General features: G+C 67.3%; 15 protein-coding genes. 12 read left to right on the top strand and 3 right to left on the bottom strand.

What is annotated here, in order from left to right; genetic code table 11:
- Window positions 1-17 precede the first annotated feature (17 nt).
- The 11 genes from odhB to IAG39_RS23330 all read left to right on the top strand — a co-directional run bounded on the left by odhB (window position 18) and on the right by IAG39_RS23330 (window position 12,577).
- Complete coding sequence (gene odhB / locus IAG39_RS23380; protein WP_059374638.1) at window positions 18-1,244, top strand: 2-oxoglutarate dehydrogenase complex dihydrolipoyllysine-residue succinyltransferase; 1,227 nt, start codon at window positions 18-20, stop codon at window positions 1,242-1,244.
- A 117-nt stretch (window positions 1,245-1,361) separates the two neighbouring features.
- Window positions 1,362-2,789 carry a dihydrolipoyl dehydrogenase gene (lpdA, locus tag IAG39_RS23375; RefSeq protein WP_059374636.1) on the top strand — a complete coding sequence of 476 codons (1,428 nt, stop codon included), beginning with the start codon at window positions 1,362-1,364 and terminating at the stop codon, window positions 2,787-2,789.
- Window positions 2,790-2,865: 76 nt separating this feature from the next.
- On the top strand, window positions 2,866-3,957 hold the full coding sequence (zapE, locus tag IAG39_RS23370; protein ID WP_059374633.1) for a cell division protein ZapE: 1,092 nt from the start codon (window positions 2,866-2,868) through the stop codon (window positions 3,955-3,957).
- 110 nt (window positions 3,958-4,067) lie between these two features.
- Window positions 4,068-4,601: a sigma-70 family RNA polymerase sigma factor gene (locus IAG39_RS23365; RefSeq protein WP_118933989.1), complete on the top strand. Its 534-nt coding sequence runs from the start codon at window positions 4,068-4,070 to the stop codon at window positions 4,599-4,601.
- Complete coding sequence (locus tag IAG39_RS23360) at window positions 4,594-5,565, top strand: FecR domain-containing protein (protein ID WP_118933988.1); 972 nt, start codon at window positions 4,594-4,596, stop codon at window positions 5,563-5,565. Before IAG39_RS23365 ends, IAG39_RS23360 begins: the two co-directional genes overlap by 8 nt.
- A 139-nt stretch (window positions 5,566-5,704) precedes the next feature.
- Window positions 5,705-8,158 carry a TonB-dependent siderophore receptor gene (locus IAG39_RS23355; protein ID WP_165867930.1) on the top strand — a complete coding sequence of 818 codons (2,454 nt, stop codon included), beginning with the start codon at window positions 5,705-5,707 and terminating at the stop codon, window positions 8,156-8,158.
- 103 nt (window positions 8,159-8,261) lie between these two features.
- Window positions 8,262-8,894 carry a DUF4198 domain-containing protein gene (locus IAG39_RS23350; RefSeq protein ID WP_118933986.1) on the top strand — a complete coding sequence of 211 codons (633 nt, stop codon included), beginning with the start codon at window positions 8,262-8,264 and terminating at the stop codon, window positions 8,892-8,894.
- Between the two features lie 23 nt (window positions 8,895-8,917).
- The gene (locus IAG39_RS23345) at window positions 8,918-9,199 is read left to right on the top strand and encodes a DUF3649 domain-containing protein (protein ID WP_059374627.1); all 282 of its coding nucleotides are present in this window, start codon (window positions 8,918-8,920) and stop codon (window positions 9,197-9,199) included.
- Window positions 9,196-10,848 carry a PepSY-associated TM helix domain-containing protein gene (locus IAG39_RS23340; protein WP_118933985.1) on the top strand — a complete coding sequence of 551 codons (1,653 nt, stop codon included), beginning with the start codon at window positions 9,196-9,198 and terminating at the stop codon, window positions 10,846-10,848. The genes IAG39_RS23345 and IAG39_RS23340 overlap by 4 nt, the downstream gene beginning before the upstream one ends.
- Window positions 10,845-11,168, top strand: a complete 324-nt coding sequence (locus IAG39_RS23335; protein ID WP_054450784.1) for a DUF3325 domain-containing protein — start codon at window positions 10,845-10,847, stop codon at window positions 11,166-11,168. Before IAG39_RS23340 ends, IAG39_RS23335 begins: the two co-directional genes overlap by 4 nt.
- A 56-nt stretch (window positions 11,169-11,224) precedes the next feature.
- Window positions 11,225-12,577: a tryptophan--tRNA ligase gene (locus IAG39_RS23330; RefSeq protein WP_118933984.1), complete on the top strand. Its 1,353-nt coding sequence runs from the start codon at window positions 11,225-11,227 to the stop codon at window positions 12,575-12,577.
- A gap of 34 nt (window positions 12,578-12,611) precedes the next feature.
- Here the strand turns inward: IAG39_RS23330 and IAG39_RS23325 are convergent, their stop codons facing one another.
- Both IAG39_RS23325 and tex read right to left on the bottom strand, forming a co-directional pair.
- Complete coding sequence (locus IAG39_RS23325; protein WP_118933983.1) at window positions 12,612-13,118, bottom strand: hypothetical protein; 507 nt, start codon at window positions 13,116-13,118, stop codon at window positions 12,612-12,614.
- A 279-nt stretch (window positions 13,119-13,397) separates the two neighbouring features.
- Window positions 13,398-15,773: an RNA-binding transcriptional accessory protein Tex gene (gene tex, locus IAG39_RS23320; RefSeq protein WP_187774063.1), complete on the bottom strand. Its 2,376-nt coding sequence runs from the start codon at window positions 15,771-15,773 to the stop codon at window positions 13,398-13,400.
- Window positions 15,774-15,978: 205 nt separating this feature from the next.
- Between tex and IAG39_RS23315 the strand changes: the two genes are divergently transcribed.
- A complete protein-coding gene (locus IAG39_RS23315; protein ID WP_118934243.1) occupies window positions 15,979-18,075 on the top strand; it encodes an ATP-dependent DNA helicase in 2,097 nt (698 codons plus the stop codon).
- 69 nt (window positions 18,076-18,144) lie between these two features.
- On the opposite strand, the gene IAG39_RS23310 is transcribed toward IAG39_RS23315, so the two are convergent.
- Window positions 18,145-19,356 carry an MFS transporter gene (locus IAG39_RS23310; protein WP_118934242.1) on the bottom strand — a complete coding sequence of 404 codons (1,212 nt, stop codon included), beginning with the start codon at window positions 19,354-19,356 and terminating at the stop codon, window positions 18,145-18,147.
- Window positions 19,357-19,407 lie beyond the last annotated feature (51 nt).

Raw genomic sequence — 19,407 nt, 5'->3', positions numbered from 1 at the left:
TTTACGGAACAAACAAAATGGCTATTACCGACGTCGTCGTCCCCCAACTCTCCGAATCCGTCTCCGAAGCGACGCTGCTGACCTGGAAGAAGCAGCCGGGCGCTGCCGTTGAAGCGGACGAAATCCTGATCGAAGTCGAAACCGACAAGGTCGTGCTGGAAGTGCCGGCTCCCGCCTCGGGCGTGCTGGCTGAAATCGTCAAGGGCGACGGCAGCACCGTCACCTCCGGCGAAGTGCTGGCCCGCATCGACACCGCCGGCAAGGCCGCCGTTGCCGCCGCCGCGCCCGCCGCCGAAGCGCCCAAGGCCGCCGAGCAAGCCGCTGCTGCTCCCGCCGCTCCCGCTTCGTCGGCTGCCGCCGGCGTGGCTTCGCCCGCCGCTGCCAAGATCCTGGCCGAGAAGGGCGTCGACGCCGCTTCCGTGGCTGGCTCCGGCCGCGACGGCCGCGTGACCAAGGGCGACGCCCTGGCCGCCAGCGCTCCCGCCAAGGCTGCTCCGGCCAAGGCCGCCGCCCCGGTCGCGCCTCCGACGCTGTCGCTGGACGGCCGTCCGGAACAGCGCGTGCCGATGAGCCGCCTGCGCGCCCGCATCGCCGAGCGCCTGCTGCAATCGCAGCAGGAAAACGCGATCCTGACCACGTTCAACGAAGTGAACATGCAGGCCGTCATCGACCTGCGCAACAAGTACAAGGACAAGTTCGAGAAAGAGCACGGCATCAAGCTGGGCTTCATGTCGTTCTTCGTCAAGGCCGCCGTTGCCGCGCTGAAGAAGTTCCCGCTGATCAACGCCTCGATCGACGGCAAGGACATCATCTACCACGGCTACTTCGACATCGGTATCGCTGTCGGCAGCCCGCGCGGCCTGGTTGTGCCGATCCTGCGCAACGCCGACCAGCTGTCGATCGCCGACATCGAGAAGACCATCGCCGACTTCGGCCGCCGCGCCGCTGACGGCAAGCTGGGCATTGAAGAAATGACCGGCGGCACGTTCTCGATCTCCAACGGCGGCGTGTTCGGCTCGATGCTGTCGACCCCGATCATCAACCCGCCGCAATCGGCCATCCTGGGCGTGCACGCCACCAAGGATCGCGCCGTGGTTGAAAACGGCCAGATCGTCATCCGCCCGATGAACTACCTGGCACTGTCCTACGACCACCGCATCATCGACGGCCGCGAAGCCGTGCTGGGCCTGGTCGCCATGAAGGACGCTCTGGAAGATCCGCAGCGCCTGTTGCTGGACCTGTAATCTCGACGCCCCGGCCCGGCGCCCGATCGACCTTCGGGTCTTGCGGCGCCCCGGCCGGCCCCATGCCGGCCCGCAGGGCGGGGCGTGTTCCACTCAATACCTCTTCGCGAGAACACTATGTCCAAACAATTTGACGTCGTCGTCATCGGCGCGGGCCCCGGCGGCTACATCGCCGCCATCCGCGCCGCGCAGCTCGGCATGTCGGTGGCTTGCATCGACGCCTGGCAGAACGGCCAAGGCGGCCCGGCACCCGGCGGCACCTGCACCAACGTCGGTTGCATCCCGTCCAAGGCGCTGCTGCAATCGTCCGAACACTACGAACAAGCCAACCACCACTTCGCCGAGCACGGCATCGAAGTCAAGGGCGTCAGCCTGAAGCTCGACACGCTGATCGGCCGCAAGAACACGGTGGTCAAGCAGAACAACGACGGCATCCTGTACCTGTTCAAGAAGAACAAGGTCACGTTCTTCCATGGCAAGGGCGCGTTCGCCGGCCAGGTGGAAGGCGGCTGGGCCATCAAGGTCACCGGCACCGCCGAGGAAGACCTGGTTGCCAAGCATGTCGTGGTCGCCACCGGTTCGTCGGCGCGCGAGCTGCCCGGCCTGCCGTTCGATGAAAAGGTCGTGCTGTCCAACGACGGCGCGCTGAACATCGGCGCCGTGCCGAAGACGCTGGGCGTGATCGGCGCCGGCGTGATCGGCCTGGAAATGGGCAGCGTGTGGCGCCGCCTGGGTTCCGAAGTCACCATCCTGGAAGCCATGCCGGAATTCCTGGCCGCGGCTGACGGCCAGGTGGCCAAGGAAGCCCTCAAGGCCTTCACCAAGCAAGGCCTGAACATCCAGATGGGCGTCAAGATCGGCGAGATCAAGGCGACCGCCAAGTCCGTCACCGTGCCCTACGTCGACGCCAAGGGCGCCGAGCAGAAGCTGGTGGTCGACAAGCTGATCGTCTCGATCGGCCGCGTGCCTTACACCGGCGGCCTGAACGCCGACACCGTGGGACTGAAGCTGGACGAGCGCGGCTTCATCGCCGTGGACGGCGACTGCAAGACCAACCTGCCGAACGTCTGGGCAGTGGGCGACGTGGTGCGCGGTCCGATGCTGGCGCACAAGGCCGAGGAAGAAGGCGTGGCGGTTGCCGAGCGCATCGCCGGCCAGCATGGCCATGTCAACTTCGACACCGTGCCGTGGGTGATCTACACCTCGCCGGAAATCGCCTGGGTCGGCAAGACCGAACAGCAGCTCAAGGCCGAAGGCCGCGAGTACAAGGCTGGCAGCTTCCCGTTCCTGGCCAACGGCCGCGCCCGCGCGCTGGGCGACACCACCGGCTTTGCCAAGGTGATCGCCGATGCCAAGACCGACGAGGTCCTGGGCGTGCACATCGTGGGCCCGATGGCCTCGGAACTGATCTCGGAAGCCGTGACCATCATGGAATTCCGTGGCGCGGCCGAAGACATCGCCCGCATCTGCCACGCGCACCCGACGCTGTCGGAAGCCGTGAAGGAAGCCGCATTGGCCGTGGACAAGCGCGCATTGAACTTCTGATACGCGCATAGCCGATGCAAGACGGGGGCGGGTTCACGGATCCGCCCTTTTTTCATTCTGCTTTTCCTGCTCCCACATGAACGTCCGCGAATACTACGAACACGCCCTGGCCGAACGCGGCTACAAGCCCGACGAAGCCCAGAAAAAGGCGATCGACCGGCTGCAGCGCTATTTCGACGAATGGGTCAAGTTCAAGTCGATGCGCTCGAACGCGCTGAAGAAGCTGCTGAACCGCCCCGACGTGCCGCGCGGCGTGTACCTGTGGGGCGGAGTGGGGCGGGGCAAGAGCTTCCTGATGGACGCTTTCTACGCCACCGTGCCCGTGGTGCGCAAGACGCGCCTGCACTTCCACGAATTCATGCGCGGCGTGCACCGCGAACTCGAAGAAGTGAAGGGTATGCAGGATCCGCTGGACGAGGTGGCCCGGCGCGTGGCCAAGCGCTACCGCCTGATCTGCTTCGATGAGTTCCACGTATCCGACGTGGCCGACGCGATGATCCTGCACCGGCTGCTGTTCAAGCTGTTCGAGTACGGCACGTCCTTCGTGATGACGTCCAACTACGAACCCTCGACTCTGTATCCGGACGGCCTGCACCGCGACCGCATCCTGCCCGCGATCCAGCTGATCCAGGCGCGCATGGACATCATGAACGTGGACGCCGGCGTGGACTACCGCCGCCGCTCGCTGGAACAGGTGCAGTGTTATCACACGCCGCTGGACGAGCGTGCCCAGAACGCTTTGCAGGAAGCGTTCGACAGCCTGGCCGATACGCCGCCCCAGGATCCGGTGCTGCACATCGAACACCGCGAGATCCGCGCGCTCGCGCTGGGCGGGTCGGTGGTGTGGTTCGATTTCGCCACGCTTTGCGGCGGGCCGCGTTCGCAGAACGATTATCTGGAATTGGCCAATCGCTTCCACGCGGTGATCCTGTCGGGCGTACCCCGCATGGGACCGCGCCAGGCTTCCGAGGCGCGCCGCTTCACCTGGCTGATCGACGTGTTCTACGACCACCGCGTCAAGCTCATCATGTCCGCCGAATGCGAACCCGAGGAGATCTACACGGAAGGCGCGCTGGCCAATGAATTCCACCGCACCGTCTCGCGCATCCTGGAAATGCAGTCGCGCGAGTACCTGGAGTCGGAACGCCGCCACACCGTGTCGTTGTAGTCGCGCCGCATCTGTCCGGATTTTCCGGGCAGATCGCGGTTGAAATTGGTAATACAAGTCATTATCAATTAAGATTTGGAGACTTCTGGTCCAGCACCGCAGTTTCCAACGTGTCTTCCACCCTCCTGTCCGCATCGGCCGCGCGCACCGACCCTTCCGCCGCGCCCGTCGATGGCCTGTACCGCGATCATCGCTCCTGGCTGTTCGGCTGGCTGCGCCGCAGGCTGGGCTGCGAGCACCGCGCCGAAGACCTGGCGCAGGACGTGTTCCTGCGGGTGATCCAGGGCCGCAAGGCGGTGCGCGCCGCCGAAGCGCGCGGGCTGCTGACCACCATTGCCAAGGGTCTGGTAGTGGACCACCAGCGGCATGCGGCCTTGGAACGGGCCTATCTCGCCTATCTGGCCGCCATTCCCGAGGCCTATGCGCCATCCCCCGAGGAACAAACCGAGCAGCTGCAATCGCTGGCGCGGCTGGACCGTCTGCTGGACGGCCTGCCGCCCAAGGCCCGATCCGCGTTCCTGCTGTCGCAGCTCGACGGGCTGACCTATCCCGAGATCGCCCGGCGGCTCGAGGTTTCCTTGAGTTCGGTGCAGCAATACATGGTGCGCGCCATGACCGCGTGCTACGCGGCCTTTGATGACTAGCGCCGCGGATCCCGCCGCGGACCCCGTGGCGGGCCAGGCGATCGCCTGGTGGGTGCGGTTGCAATCCGGCCTGGCCGGAGCGGCGGAGCGGCAGTCCTGTGAGGCATGGCTGGCGCAAGACCCCGCGCACCGCTGCGCGTGGGACCGCTTGCAGCGCATCAGCCAGGACGCGCGCCGCGTGCCGGCGGCATTGGCGCATGGTGCGCTGACGCGCTCCGCATCGTCCTCGCCCCGATCGACCGGCCGTCGCACGGTTTTGCGCGGATTGCTGGCTATCGGCGGCACGGCTTTTACCGGCTGGGCTGCCTACCGCCACACACCGTGGCAGCGGCTGGCGGCGGACCTCAGCACGGGCGTCGGCGAGCGGCTGGCGGTAGCGGTGGCGGATGGGTTGCACATCACCTTGAACAGCGACAGCGCGGTGCGCCTGCATGTGCAGGGCGATGCCCGCGGCATGGACCTGCTGCGTGGCGAAGTGCTGGTGCGGGCCGAAATGCGGCCCGGCATGGCGGCGCTGCGCGTGGATACGGGGCATGGCGAGCTACGCGTCGAGCAGGCGCGCTTCGATCTGCGCCGCACCGCCGAAGGCGCGCGCGTGGGCGTGTACGAAGGCAGTCTGGCGCTTTTGCGCGGCGGCGCGGTCACCCATGCGGAAGCCGGGGAGCGCCTGCAATTCTCAGAACACGGCGACGTCGGCCGTCTTGCATCCGATTCCGACCGGCTGGCCTGGACCGACGGGCTGGTGGTGGCCAAGGACTGGCGCCTGGACTATTTCGCGCAATACCTGGCGCGCCAGCGGCTGGGCATGATTCGGGTGGACCCGGCGGTGGCGGGCCTGCGGCTGTCGGGCGTCTTTCCGCTGGACGACGCCGAGCGTGCGCTCAAGGCGCTGGAGTCCACCTTGCCCATCCGCGTGACACGACATACGCAGTATTGGCTGCAGGTCGGTCCGCGCGAGGCGTGAGCGTTACAAATTTTTTTGCCTGCGGCTTGCAGGTTTTCCGATCCCGTACGGAAGGCAGGGATAGATACCACCGTACAGGGAGAGTTTTGTGTCCGTTTCATCTCACCCGCGCTTGCGCGCCCCCTTGTCCGCCGGCCGCATGGCCCTGCTGGCCGCCATGTGCGCGGGCGGGCTTGCCGCCGGCATGCCGCAGTCCTGGGCGCAGCCGGCGCCCGCCTCCGCGAATGCGCCGCGCAGCTACCAGATCGCTGCCGGCTCCTTGGCCGATGCCCTGACGCAGTTCGCGCGCAGCGCCGGCGTGGTCCTGTCGTTCGACCCCGCGCTGGTGCGGGGACGCCGCTCGGACGGGCTGGACGGCGCCTATTCGGTGGGCGCGGGATTTGCCCGCATCCTGTCGGGCAGCGGGCTGCAGGCGCGCGCGCAATCGGGCAATACCTGGACCCTGGTGCAGGTCGCCGCGCCCGCGGGCGACACGCCCACGCTGGCGCCAGTGACCGTGTCCGGCTTGTCCGACAGCCCGATCACGACGGTGGGCTATGTCGCGACGGTGAGCGCCAGCGCCACCAAGACCGACACGCCGCTGATCGAAACGCCGCAGTCGGTATCGGTCGTCACGCGCGAGCAGATCACGGAGCAGGGCGCGCAGACGCTGAACCAGGTGCTGCGCTACACCGCGGGCGTGGCCACGGAATCGCGCGGCGCCACTGCTACGCGCCTGGACCAGTTCAGCGTGCGCGGCTTTTCGGCGTCGACGTATCTGGACGGCCTGCGGGTATTCGGCGGCCGCGACGCCTTGCCGCAGGTGGACGCCTATCGGCTGGAGCGCGTGGACGTGCTGAAGGGCCCGGCCTCCGTCATGTACGGGCAGGGCGGTCCGGGCGGCGTGGTCAACCAGGTCAGCAAGCGCCCGCTGGAAGAGACGCTGCGCGAGGTCGAGGTGCAGGTCGGCAACTATGACTACCGTCGCGCCAACTTCGATTTCGGCGGTCCGGTAGATGAAGACGGCAAGTTCCTGTACCGCCTGGTCGGCTCGGGCTACATGTCCGACGGCCAGGTCAAGGACACCAAGGAACGCCGCTACTTCGTATCGCCGGCCTTTACCTGGAAGCCCAGCGGCGACACGACGCTGACGGTGCTGACCAATTTCCAGCGCGATCCCGACATGGGTTCCTACGGCAGCGTGCCAGCCATGCGCACGCTGCTTTCCGCGCCCGACGGCATTCGCCTGCCGGCCGACTACTACGACGGCGACGCCAACTTCGAAAAGAGCGATCGCAAGAGCTATTCGCTGGGCTACGTGCTGGAGCACCGTTTCAACGACAACATCAAGGCCTCGCAAAGCCTGCGCTGGACGCGCGCGGAAGCGCAGTACCGCAGCATCTACGGCGCCATGACCAACAACTACGGCTACACCGACAAGACCTACCGCTACCAGCAGCGTGCGTCGATCGCGACCGACGTGGACGTGGGCGCGCTGGTGCTGGACAACAACGTGCAGGCGCGCTTCAACACCGGTCCCTTCGCCCATACTACGTTGCTGGGTTTTGACTACCAGCACGTCAAGACCGACACGCTGTCCGGCTTCGGCACCGCGCCCGCGCTGGATGTGCTGAACCCGAACAATCATCAGAACATCCCGGTGCCGGCGTTCTCGTCGGACGCAACCTCCAAGCAGTACCAGACCGGCCTGTACTTCCAGGACCAGATCAAGATCGACCGCCTGTCGGTGTTGCTGGGCGGACGCTACGACTGGTCGCGCACCGTGGGTGAGACCACCACGATCGCCACCGGACGGGTCGCGCCGTCCTCGCTGAATGCGGAGAAGTTCACGGGCCGCCTGGGTGCGATCTACAACTTCGACAACGGCGTGGCGCCGTACTTCAGCTATTCGGAATCGTTCGAACCGCAGTCCGGCACGGGCTGGCAGAACAAGCCGTTCAAGCCGATCGAGGGCAATCAGTACGAGGTTGGCATCAAGTACCAGCCGCCGGGCAGCGCCACGCTGCTGTCGTTTGCGGCGTTCGACATCCGCCGCGAGAACATGACCACCACCGATCCGGATCCGACCCATATCTGCGGTACGGCCGGCGGACGATGCTCGATCCAGGCGGGCGAACTGCGCACGCAGGGCATCGAGCTCGAAGCCAAGACCGAGCCCCTGCGCGGCCTGACGCTGGTGGCTGCGTACTCCTTGATGGACAACGAGTACTCCAAGGGCTATCCCAACGCCGCGGGCCTGAACCTGAAGGGCAAGACGCCCGTGGGCGTGCCTTCGCAACAGGCGTCCGCCTGGGCCCGCTACCAGTTGCAGGAAGGTCCGCTGGCGGGCGTGGGCGTGGGCGGCGGCGTGCGCTACATCGGTTCCTCGTATGCCAACGAGACCAACACGCTGAAGGTGCCGTCGGTCACGTTGTTCGACCTGATGCTGGACTATGACCTGGGCCGCGCGTCGCCGTCGCTCAAGGGCATGCAGGTGGCGCTGAACGTGCAGAACCTGTTCGACAAGGAATACATCGCCTCGTGCTCGGGCGATTCCTGGTGCTGGTACGGCTACCAGCGCTCCATCAAGGCCAGCCTGCGCTATCGCTGGTAAGCCTTGCCGCTATTTCGAAGTGAGAATGGTTATAATTTAAACCCTCCGAATCGGACCCGGGCCGCGGGGCTGGTCCGATCCGGTCCTCTAAAGGAAATCAACAATGACATTCGCAAGAACCTTGGCTGCCATCGCCTTGTTGAGCACGGCAGGGGCCGCGCAGGCGCATTTTGTTTGGTTGGAACGCAGCGCCGAGGGACCGGCCAAGGCGTATTTCGGGGAATGGGCGGATGATGTGCGCGAAAAGCGCGACGGCCTGCTCGGCAAGATCATGGTCGCACCGGTCGTGACGGGCGCCGACGGCAAGGCGCTGAAGACTTCGGGCGAAGGCGCGGACTTCCTCGAATTCGCGGCGGCGGGCAAGGGCGACGTGCGTCTGCGCCAGGCCTACCAGTTCAAGGACACCCTGGTGCAGTACGGCGCCAAGGCGGGCCGCGCGGACACCGAGGGCAAGCTGGACCTGGAGCTCGTGCCGGTCGCGGCCGGGACCAACGCCTTCGTGCTGCAGTTCAAGGGCAAGCCGCTGGCGAAGACGGAAGTCACCGTTTTCGGCCCGCCCAAGTGGGAGAAGCGCTTCCACAGCGATGAGAACGGCCGCATCGAGATCACCACGCCGTGGCCCGGCCAGTACGTGCTCGAAGCCGCCCACGTCGAAGACAAGCCGGGCGAGGCCGACGGCCGTGCCTACGCCAAGATCCGCTACGTTTCCACCACTACCTTCAACGTGTCCCAGTGAAAGCTCCCGCTGCCGGCGCAGGCATGATGCGCTACCGTCTGGCCGTCTTTTCCAGGGCGGCGGCCGCCATCCTGGGCGGCTACGCCCTGGCGTCGGCGGCCGCCGCCTGCCTGGCGATCTGGCTGCCCATGCGGCGGCCGGACGCCGTGGTCACGGCGCAGATGCTGTCCTTCGTGTTCTACGCCTGCGGCGTGATCTGGGTCTTTGCCACGCGCAATGCCTGGCGCGCCTGGGCCGGCGTGCTGTTGCCCGCTGCCTTGATGGGCGCGCTGTTCCTGGCCGGCCGGGCAACGGGGGCGGCATGAAGGCGAAAGTGGAAAGGGCGCCGGGCGAGGAAGGCCTGCGCCAATCCATGTCCTGGCTGCATACCTGGTCGGGGCTGATCTTCGGCTGGGTGCTGTTTGCGATGTTCCTGACCGGCACGCTGGCGTTCTTCCGCCCCGAGATCACGGCCTGGATGCAGCCCGAGATCCAGGTGCGGCCCGCGCCTGCTGCGCAGTCCGTGGCCGCCGCGCAAAACTACCTGGCCGAACACGCGCCCGACGCCACGCGCTGGTTCATCACGCCGCCGTCCGGCCGCGAGCCGTCGGTCCAATTGCTTTACCAGGTGCCCAAGCCCAAGCCGGGTGAACGCGGCTTCGTGCGCGTGAAGCTGGATGCGGCCACCGGCCAGGCCGTGACCGCGCGCGAGACTCGCGGCGGCGACTTCTTCTATCGCTTCCATTTCGAACTGGAAACCGCATTTCCCTGGGGGCGCTGGCTGGCCAGCATCGCCGGCATGTTCATGTTGGTGGCCATCATCAGCGGCATCATCACCCACAAGAAGATCTTCACCGATTTCTTCACGTTCCGGCCCGGGAAAGGCGGGCAGCGCGCCTGGATGGACGGCCACAACGCCTTGTCCGTGCTGGGGCTGCCGTTCCACCTGATGATCACGTTCAGCGGGCTGGTGCTGTTCATGGCCATGCTGATGCCGGCCGGCATCCTGGCCGTCTACGAGAGCCCGCGGCAGTATTCGGACGACGTTTTCAAGTCGTTCAGGATCACGCCCGCGCGCAACGAGCCGGCGCCGCTGATCGCGCTTGCGCCGTTGGTGGAGCAGGCGCAGCAACACTGGCAAGGCGGCCGGGTGGGGCGCATCACCGTCAACCATCCCGGCGATGCCGGCGCGACCGTGACCCTGGTGCGCGACGCTGCCGACGGCGTGTCGTTCGGCAAGCTGGCGCCCTACATGCGCTTTGACGGCGTCACGGGCGCACTGCGGGAAAGCGAGGACGAACTCGGCGCCACGGCGCGTACGGCGGGCGTCATCGTCGGCCTGCACCTGGGTCTGTTTGCCGAACCGTTCTTGCGCTGGCTTTATTTCCTGGTCAGCATGGCGGGCACGGCCATGGTGGGCACGGGCCTGGTTCTGTGGATCGCCAAACGGCGGCAGAAGGCACGTCCGGGCGCGCGCGAAGCATTCTCGCTGCGGTTGGTGGATGCGCTCAACGCCGGCACGATCGCGGGCCTGTTCATCTCGATCGCGGCCTTTTTCTGGGCCAACCGCCTCTTGCCCGTCGACCTACCGGGCAGACAGTTCTGGGAGTCTCGCGCCTTCTTCGCCGCCTGGGGGCTGTCGCTGGTCTACGCCTTCCTGTTCCAGCACCGCAAATGGCGCGACCTGCTGGCCGCCGCAGCCGTTGCCCTGGCGCTGGTGCCCGTGGTCAATGCCCTGACGACCTCGCGCCATCTGGGCGTGTCGCTGCCCGCCGGCGACTGGGTCATGGCCGGTTTCGACCTGACCTGCCTGGCCGGGGCGCTGCTGTTGGCCTGGATGGCGCGCAAGGCGGCCCGCGCTGGCAAGGTGGGCGCCAAAGCGCCCGCCAAGGGCCGCGCCGCGATCAAGCCGGCGGTCCAGCCGCAGGCCGCGCCGGCCCAGCCCGCCTACGAACCTAGAGGTGATACGCCATGACGCTAGCCGCCTTCTGCCTGGCCTATGCGGGCTTTTCCGCCCTGTGCCTGGGCATGGACCGCCACTACGAAGACCTGTTCGACCGCGCTCTGCCGCGGCGTCATCGGCTGCCCCTGCGCCTGTTCGGCTGGGGGGCGCTGGCCCTGTCCCTGTGCGCTTCGGCGGCGGTCTGGGGTTGGAGCTACGGCACGGTCGAATGGATCGGCATACTCAGCATCGCCGGGCTGCTGCTGATCTGGTTCCTGACGTTCCGGCCGCGCGCCGCGCTGACCGCGGGCGGGCTGTGCGCGCTGGCGGCGCCGGTGCTGGCCGTCCTGTAGCCGCGCGCCCGGCACGTTACACTGGGCGTTTCCCCTAGCAAACGCCTCTTCGCCTCATGAATACCCGCGTCCTCACCGGCATCACCACCTCTGGAACTCCCCACCTCGGCAACTACGCGGGCGCGATCCGTCCCGCCGTCCAGGCCAGCGCGCAGCCCGGCGTGGACGCATTCTTCTTCATGGCGGACTACCACGCCCTCATCAAGTGCGACGATCCCGCCCGCGTGGCGCGCTCGCGCCTTGAAATCGCCGCCACCTGGCTGGCGGTGGGCCTGGACCACGAGCGCGTGACCTTCTACCGCCAGTCGGACATCCCCGAGATCCCCGAACTGACTTGGTTGTTGAACTGCGTCACCGCCAAGGGCCTGATGAACCGGGCGCACGCTTACAAGGCTTCGGTGGACCAGAACATGGAAAAGGGCCTGGAGCCGGACGATGGCGTGACCATGGGCCTGTTTTCGTACCCGGTGCTGATGGCCGCTGACATCGTCATGTTCAACGCCAACAAGGTGCCGGTGGGCCGCGACCAGATCCAGCATCTGGAAATGGCGCGCGACATCGCCCAGCGCTTCAACCACCTGTACGGCCGCGACTACTTCACGCTGCCGGAAGTCGTGATCGAAGAGGACGTGGCGACCTTGCCGGGCCTGGATGGCCGCAAGATGTCCAAGAGCTACAACAACACCATTCCGCTGTTCGAAGGCGGCGCCAGCGCGCTGCGCGCGGCGGTGATGCGCATCGTGACCGACTCGCGCGCGCCGGGCGAGCCCAAGGACGCCGAGAACTCGCACCTGTACACCATCTATCGCGCCTTCGCCACGCACGAGCAGGCCGCCGCGTTGCGCAAGCAGCTCGAAGAAGGCATGGGCTGGGGCGAAGCCAAACAGGCGCTGTACGACCATCTGGAAAACCTGCTGGCGCCCATGCGCGAAAAGTACTTCGACCTGATGGCCAACCCCGGCCGCATCGAAGACATTCTGCAGGCCGGCGCCGCCAAGGCGCGCAAGCTGGCCACGCCGTTCATGCAGGAACTGCGCCAGGCCGTGGGCCTGCGCAACCTGGAAGCCGGCTCGGGCGCCAAGGCCGCACAGCCGAAGAAGGAAAAGGGCAAGGGCGCGCGCTTCGTCAGCTTCCGTGATGAAGACGGCGGCTTCCGTTTCCGCCTGCTGGCCGCCGACGGCGAGGAACTGCTGCTGTCGCAGCGTTTCGCCGATCCGAAGGAAGCCGGCGCGCTGATGCGCCGCCTGCAGTCGGAACCGGCCGATGCGGTGCTGCAGGCTGACGGGCAGGGCTATGCCGCGATGATCGACGGCGTGGCCGTGGCCATCGCGCCGGCAGGCGCGCAGGGCGAGTCCGGCGCCTTGCTGGAACGCGCGCGCGCCGCGCTGTCGTCTTTGTCGCAGGAATAAACCCAAGGGGCCGGCGCGCAGCCGGCCCGGCGGTTCAGGCCGCGCGGGCGCTGGCCACGATGCGCCCGTCGCGCACCTGGAAGCGCTGCGCGCTGCCCTGGCCGGCAATTTCCAGCATGTCGCCTTCCGTGTAGCCGGTGACGTTCGGGCAGTCCAGCCATTCCGGATTGATGAACGGGAAGTACTTCAGCGTGCCGCTGCCCTGGCTGGCGAAATCGAAGGTGGTGTTGGCGACCACTTCCGGGTCCCATTGGCTGGCGTCGAAGGTCAGCGCGCAACCCGCGCCGATGCGGTAGGTGATGCTGGCGCCCATGCTGGCGAATCCCAGTGCGCCGACGTGCAGCTGCGCCCCATTGCTCAGTTCGATGATGCGGCTGCCCAGCCGCTCCAGCGTGATGTGCTTGAAGCTGACTTCGGCGCCGTCGACAAGCAGGTGCGAATACTGGCCCAGGGTGATTTCGCTATAGACGCCGCTGGCGTTGGCTTCCTTGGCGGCGAGGGTTGCCGTTTCATTGGCGGCAAGCGTGATGGTATGGGACATGGCGGGGCGGATCTCCGGTCGTTCGGGGCAGGGCGCTGTTGTTCTTGTGCTGCTCCCCGGCAGGCGCTGCGCGCCATGGCGCGCCTGCTCGCGGGGGGCTTGTGCCGCCTTGCGGCCTGGCGCCGCCGGGTTTTATTATTTGGACACAATTAGATATTTTCTATCATTTTTGATAGGTTTGGCTTGAGACTACGCAAGTAACCCGTCTCTTTACGGGTAAGCCCTAGGCAAAAAAAAAACGGCGCATCAGGCGCCGGTTTTCCGTGGGGCGGTGCTTGCTCAGCGCTTGAGCTTGGCGAAGGCGTCCGCCATGGCGCTGTTCATGCCTGCGCCGGCCCCGGCGCCGGCGCGGCCGCCGTCGCCCTGCGGACGGCGGTTGCGGTCGCCGCCCTTGGGCGCGTCGCCGCTGCGGCGGGCGGGAGCCGCGGTGTCGTTCAGGCGCATGGTCAACGCGACGCGCTTGCGCGCCACGTCCACTTCCAGCACCTTCACGCTGACCGTCTGGCCCACCCGCACGACGTCGCGCGGATCCTTCACGAACTTCTCGGCCAGGGCCGAGATGTGGACCAGGCCGTCCTGATGCACGCCGATGTCCACGAACGCGCCGAAGTTGGCCACGTTGGTCACAACGCCTTCCAGCACCATGCCCGGGTACAGGTCGTTCAGCGTTTCGACGCCTTCCTTGAACTGCGCCGTCTTGAATTCCGGACGCGGATCGCGGCCGGGCTTTTCCAGTTCGGCGAAGATGTCGCGCACCGTCGGCAGGCCGAAGCGCTCGTCGGTGAAGTCGGACGGCGACACGCCCTTGAGCGCTTCGCGCTGGCCGATGATCTGCTTCACCTCGGCCTTGATCTTGGCGACGATGCGTTCGACCACCGGATAGGCTTCGGGGTGGACCGACGATGCATCCAGCGGGTTGTCGCCGTTGGGAATGCGCAGGAAGCCCGCGGCTTGTTCAAACGCCTTGTCGCCAAAGCGCGGCACCTTGCGCAGGATCTCGCGGGTCGGGAAGGCGCCGTTCTCGTCGCGCCAGGCAACGATGTTCTTGGCCAGCAGCGAATTCAGGCCGGACACGCGGGCCAGCAGGGCGGCCGACGCGGTGTTCACGTCCACGCCCACGGCGTTCACGCAATCCTCGACCACGGCGTCCAGCGAACGCGCCAGCTCGCGCTGGTTGACGTCATGCTGGTACTGGCCCACGCCGATGGCCTTGGGATCGATCTTGACCAGTTCGGCCAGCGGATCCTGCAGGCGGCGGGCGATGGACACGGCGCCGCGCAGCGTCACGTCCAGGTCGGGGAATTCCTGGGCCGCGGTTTCGGAAGCCGAATAGACGGAAGCGCCGGCTTCGGAGACCACCACGCGGGTGACCTTCAGGTCCGGGAAGCGTTCCATCATGTCGCCCACCAGCTTCTCGCTTTCGCGCGAGGCGGTGCCGTTGCCGATGGCGATCAGGTCGACCTTGTGGCGCGCCACCAGGGCGGCCAGCGTGTTGATGGTGCCTTCGCGGTCGCGGCGCGGCTCGAACGGGTAGACCGTGGTGGTGTCCACGACCTTGCCGGTCTGGTCGATCACGGCGACCTTGCAGCCGGTGCGGATGCCGGGGTCCAGGCCCAGCACGGCCTTGGGGCCGGCGGGCGCGGCCAGCAGCAGGTCCTTCAGGTTGGCGGCGAACACGCGGATGGCTTCGGCTTCGCCGCTTTCGCGCAGGCGGCCGATCAGTTCGCTTTCGAACGCCGTCAGCAGCTTCACGCGCCAGGTCCAGCGGCAGACTTCGCCCAGCCAGCGCGCGCGCGGCGTGGCGTCCAGCGCGAACAGGCCGTTGCCCAGCTTCAGGAAGCCGGCGATGCGGGCCACGCAGGGATGCGGCGTTTGCGCTTCCAGTTCGGCTTCCAGGCCCAGGCGCAATTCCAGCACGCCTTGTTGGCGGCCGCGCAGCAGCGCCAGGATGCGGTGCGAGGGCAGGGTGCGCAGCGGTTCGTTGAAGTCGAACCAGTCGCGGAAATTGGCGCCCTCGGTTTCCTTGCCGTCGACCATCTTGGAATGGATCAGCCCGGTGGACCACAGGTGCTCGCGCATGTCGGCCAGCAGGTCCGCGTTTTCCGCGTAGCGCTCGGCCAGGATGTCGCGCGCGCCGTCGAGCGCGGCCTTGGCGTCGTTGATGGACGCTTCGGGATTCAGGTACTGCGCGGCCAGCGCGACGGGGTCGCAGGCGGGATCGGCGAGGATGCCGTCGGCCAACGGCTCCAGGCCCGCTTCGCGCGCGATCTGCGCACGGGTGCGGCGCTTGGGCTTGTACGGCGCGTACAAGTCTTCCAGACGCTGCTTGGTGTCGGCCGTGGCGATTTCCTGCTGCAGCGCTTGCGTCAGCTTGCCCTGCTGCGAGATGGATTCAAGAATGGAGCCGCGGCGCTCTTCGAGTTCGCGCAGATAGCCCAGGCGCACTTCGAGATTGCGCAGCACGGTATCGTCCAGGCCGCCGGTGGCTTCCTTGCGATAACGGGCGATGAAGGGCACGGTGGCGCCATCGTCCAGCAGTTCCACCGCCGAAGCGATCTGGGAGGCGCGCGTACCCAGCTCGGTGGCGAGCTGCGCGACGATGCGGGCGTTGTCGACGCCGGCGGCGACGTACGTGATAGCGGAAGTTTCAGACATCTCGATACGACGACAAAAAGGAAAAACAAGGGGCGGATTGTGCCATAAGCCGCTGTTACAAAACGTGCCAGGGTGGACGGATATGTCCCCCTCGCGGCAGCCTGGCGGCCAATCCGCGGCCCGGCAGCGGGTATCATTTGGTCCTTTCCCACCCAAGTGTCTGGCGCCCGAACCGCAACCGGCACCGGTTCACCGTTGACTCGCTATGCTGGACCTGGATATCTCCGAATTCTTTGATGCCGAAGGCCCTTTGGCCACGGCCTTGCCTGGCTACAAACCCCGGCCTTCGCAGGTCGAACTCTCGCAGGCCATAGGGCAGGCCATCCAGGACCGCGCCACCTTGGTGGCAGAGGCAGGCACCGGCATCGGCAAGACCTGGGCCTATCTTGTACCCGCCTTCATCCAGGGCGGCAAGGTGCTGATTTCCACCGGTACGCGCACTTTGCAGGACCAGCTTTTCGCCCGCGACCTGCCGCGCGTGCGCGCGGCGCTGGCCGCGCCAGTGACGGCCGCGCTGCTCAAGGGCCGCGGCAACTACGTCTGTCATTACCACCTGGACCGCCTGCAGGGCGACGAGCGCGCGCTGAAGTCGCGCACCGAAATCCAGCAGTTGCGCCAGATCCAGGTATTCGCCGGCATCTCCAAGACGGGCGACCGCGGCGACCTGGCGCAGGTGCCGGAAGACGCCGACATCTGGCAGCGCGTGACCTCCACGCGCGAGAACTGCCTGGGCCAGGAATGCCCGCGCATCCGCGATTGCTTCGTGGTGAAGGCGCGCCGCCAGGCGCAGGAAGCCGACGTGGTGGTCGTCAACCATGCCCTGTTCATGGCAGACCTGGTGCTGCGCGAAGAGGGCGTGACCGATCTGCTGCCCGAAGCGGACACCGTGATCTTCGACGAGGCGCACCAGCTGCCGGACACCGCCACCCGCTTCCTGGGTAGCAGCGTGTCCACGCACCAACTGCTGGATTTCGGCCGCGCGTTGGAAGCGGCCGGCCTGGCCTACGCCCGCGAAGCCGCCAAATGGAGCGACGTCAGCCGCCATGTGGAAACGGCGGCGCGCGAGCTGCGGCTGGTCTGTGCGCCGCTGGACCGCATGCCGGGCCGCAAGGCCACCTTCGAGGCCATCCCCAATCCCGAGGAATTCGATGAAGCGCTGCTGGCGCTGCGCGAGGCCGTGGACGGCGCGGCCAAGGCGCTGGGCGCGGTGGCCGAAAAGCATCCGGACCTGATGGCGGCCGCGCGCAGCGGCGCCGAGATCTCGGTGCGCCTGAAACGCTGGGCCACGCCGGGACGGGCGGGCGCGGACCATGCCGACGAAGGCTGGGGCCGCGATGACCAGGCGTCCGAACCCGCCGTGCAATCGGCGCTGGGCGATGGGCTGTCCACGCCCGCCGCCATCCTGGAGGGTGCGGCCGCCGCGGAACAATGGACCGGTCCGGCGGTGCGCTGGGTCGAACACGGGCAGCACCATGTGCGCCTGCATTCGGCGCCGCTGTCGGTGGCGCAGGCTTTTTCCAAGTACCGCAAGCCGGGCCAGGCCTGGATCATGACCTCGGCCACGCTGTCCGTGAACGGCGAGTTCACCCACTTCACCAGCCAGCTGGGGCTGGAGAAGGCCCGCACGGGCAAATGGGAATCGCCCTTCGACTACCCCGAACAGGCCTTGCTGTTCGTGCCTCGCGGCATGCCCGAACCGCAGTCGCCGCAGTTCCTCGATCGTTTCGTGCAGACCTTGCTGCCGCTGCTGGAGGCCAGCCCGGGCGGCACGCTGGTGTTGTGCACGACGCTGCGCGCGGTGGACAAGGTTGCCAATCTGCTGGCGGATGCCTTCGACGATGCCGGCCATGAATGGCCCTTGCTCAAGCAGGGCGAGGGCACGCGCCGCGATCTGCTGGACCGCTTCTGCAAGCTGGAGCACCCCGTGCTGGTGGGCAGCGCCAGTTTCTGGGAAGGCATAGACCTGCCCGGCGACGTGCTGACGCTGGTAGCGATCGACAAGCTGCCGTTCGCGCCGCCCGACGATCCGGTCATCGAGGCGCGGCTGCGCGCCTGCCGCGCGCATGGCGGCAATCCCTTTGCGGAATACCAACTGCCGGAAGCCGCGATCTCGCTCAAGCAGGGCGCCGGCCGTCTGATCCGCACGGAATCGGACTGGGGCGTGCTCATGGTGGGCGACGCGCGCCTGGTCGAAAAGCCTTATGGCAAGCGCCTGTGGCGCGGACTGCCGCCGTTCGCGCGGACGCGCGAACTGGAAGAGGTGCTGGCGTTTTACCGGCGCAAACAGGAACCGCAGGACTAGCGGCCGTTCACGCCACAATGAGCCGGCCCTGGGGACCGCCCGCGCCAGCGGGCGCCCCTGGCAGCCACCTCAGGCCGCGACCCGTTCCATCCGCCGCGACATCGCCCACCAACCGGTCATGACCGCGGCCAGGCCCACGATGGGCAGCATGGCGGCATTCAACGTTTCCCAGCCCATGCGCGCGAGCGCCGGGCCCGCGGCCAGCGTGGCCAGGGCGGTGGTGGCATAGCGCAGCATTTCGGCGGCCCCTTGTACGCGCGCCCGTTCGGCGGGCCGGTAGGACTGCGCCAGCAGCGTGGTGCCGCCGACGAACATGAAGTTCCAGCCCACGCCCAGGCAGAACAATGCCGCGTGGAAGGCCGTGAGCGAAGTCGATTGCATCGCGATCACCGAGCAGGCCGCGTTCAGCGCCATGCCCATGCCGAGCACGCGGGGCAGCCCCAACCGGTTGATCAGCGCGCCGGCGAAGAAGGCCGGCGCGTACATGCCGATCAGATGCCACTGCATGATGCTGGCGCCGTCGGCGATGCTGTGCTGGCAGGCGACCGCTGCCAGCGGCGCGGCCGTCATGACGAACATCATCGATACCGAACCCACGACGTTGTTGGCCAGGGCCGCGACGAATATCGGCTGCCGCATGACCTCGCCCAAAGGACGGGCCGGCAGGTCCGCGGCCTGCGTGCCGGCGGGCTGGCCGCCGGCGGCTTCCTGGTCGCGGTAGGCGATCAGCAGCAGCGCGCTGGCGACTCCCAGCAGCGCCACCATCAGATAGGCGCCGGAGAAGATCGCGGCGGGGAAGAGGTCCTTGGCCCAGGCCGCCAGCGCCGGCCCCGCGATGGCGGCGATGACGCCCCCCGTCAAGACCACGGATATGGCGCGGCTCTTGGCCTCGGCGGGCACCGCGTCGGCGGCGGCCAGCCGGTAGTACTGCGCGAAGGCCTGGAACACGCCGACCAGCGCCGTGCCCAGGCAGAACAGCCAGAAGTCGCTGGCGAACACCGCGGCCACGGAAATCAGCCCGCCGGCCGCGCCCGCCAGCGATCCCAGCATGAAGCCCGCGCGGCGGCCGATGCGTTGCATCAGCAGCGATGCATACCAGGTGACCGCGGCGCCTGCCACCGTGATCAGCGCGAACGGCAGCGTGGCCAGCGCCGGATGCGGCGCCAGCATCTGGCCGGTCAGCGCCGTCAGGGTCAGGTCGATGGAGATCGCCGCGATGTACAGGCCCTGGCAGACGGCGAGGATGCGGGCATTGCGCAGGCCGCGCGTGGAGGAGGTCATGGCTGGTGGGAGTCCGGAGGATTGACAGGCCCCACTCTAGCGCCGGAAACT

The sequence above is a fragment of the Achromobacter xylosoxidans genome (assembly GCF_014490035.1).
GTDB classification, from domain to species: domain Bacteria; phylum Pseudomonadota; class Gammaproteobacteria; order Burkholderiales; family Burkholderiaceae_B; genus Achromobacter; species Achromobacter bronchisepticus_A.
The sequence above is the reverse complement of the archived record's forward strand: the minus strand, read 5'-3'. Positions and strand labels throughout refer to the sequence as shown.

What these genes read in the sequence shown, in the direction of transcription:
- IAG39_RS23330 (WP_118933984.1), top strand. Translation starts at nt 11,225, where the DNA reads ATGAATACCCGCGTCCTCACCGGCATCACCACCTCTGGAACTCCCCAC.
- IAG39_RS23355 (WP_165867930.1), top strand. Translation starts at nt 5,705, where the DNA reads ATGGCCCTGCTGGCCGCCATGTGCGCGGGCGGGCTTGCCGCCGGCATG.
- IAG39_RS23345 (WP_059374627.1), top strand. Translation starts at nt 8,918, where the DNA reads ATGATGCGCTACCGTCTGGCCGTCTTTTCCAGGGCGGCGGCCGCCATC.
- IAG39_RS23360 (WP_118933988.1), top strand. Translation starts at nt 4,594, where the DNA reads ATGACTAGCGCCGCGGATCCCGCCGCGGACCCCGTGGCGGGCCAGGCG.
- IAG39_RS23310 (WP_118934242.1), bottom strand. Translation starts at nt 19,356, where the DNA reads ATGACCTCCTCCACGCGCGGCCTGCGCAATGCCCGCATCCTCGCCGTC.
- zapE (WP_059374633.1), top strand. Translation starts at nt 2,866, where the DNA reads ATGAACGTCCGCGAATACTACGAACACGCCCTGGCCGAACGCGGCTAC.
- IAG39_RS23315 (WP_118934243.1), top strand. Translation starts at nt 15,979, where the DNA reads ATGCTGGACCTGGATATCTCCGAATTCTTTGATGCCGAAGGCCCTTTG.
- IAG39_RS23350 (WP_118933986.1), top strand. Translation starts at nt 8,262, where the DNA reads ATGACATTCGCAAGAACCTTGGCTGCCATCGCCTTGTTGAGCACGGCA.
- IAG39_RS23335 (WP_054450784.1), top strand. Translation starts at nt 10,845, where the DNA reads ATGACGCTAGCCGCCTTCTGCCTGGCCTATGCGGGCTTTTCCGCCCTG.
- tex (WP_187774063.1), bottom strand. Translation starts at nt 15,773, where the DNA reads ATGTCTGAAACTTCCGCTATCACGTACGTCGCCGCCGGCGTCGACAAC.
- IAG39_RS23325 (WP_118933983.1), bottom strand. Translation starts at nt 13,118, where the DNA reads ATGTCCCATACCATCACGCTTGCCGCCAATGAAACGGCAACCCTCGCC.
- odhB (WP_059374638.1), top strand. Translation starts at nt 18, where the DNA reads ATGGCTATTACCGACGTCGTCGTCCCCCAACTCTCCGAATCCGTCTCC.
- lpdA (WP_059374636.1), top strand. Translation starts at nt 1,362, where the DNA reads ATGTCCAAACAATTTGACGTCGTCGTCATCGGCGCGGGCCCCGGCGGC.
- IAG39_RS23340 (WP_118933985.1), top strand. Translation starts at nt 9,196, where the DNA reads ATGAAGGCGAAAGTGGAAAGGGCGCCGGGCGAGGAAGGCCTGCGCCAA.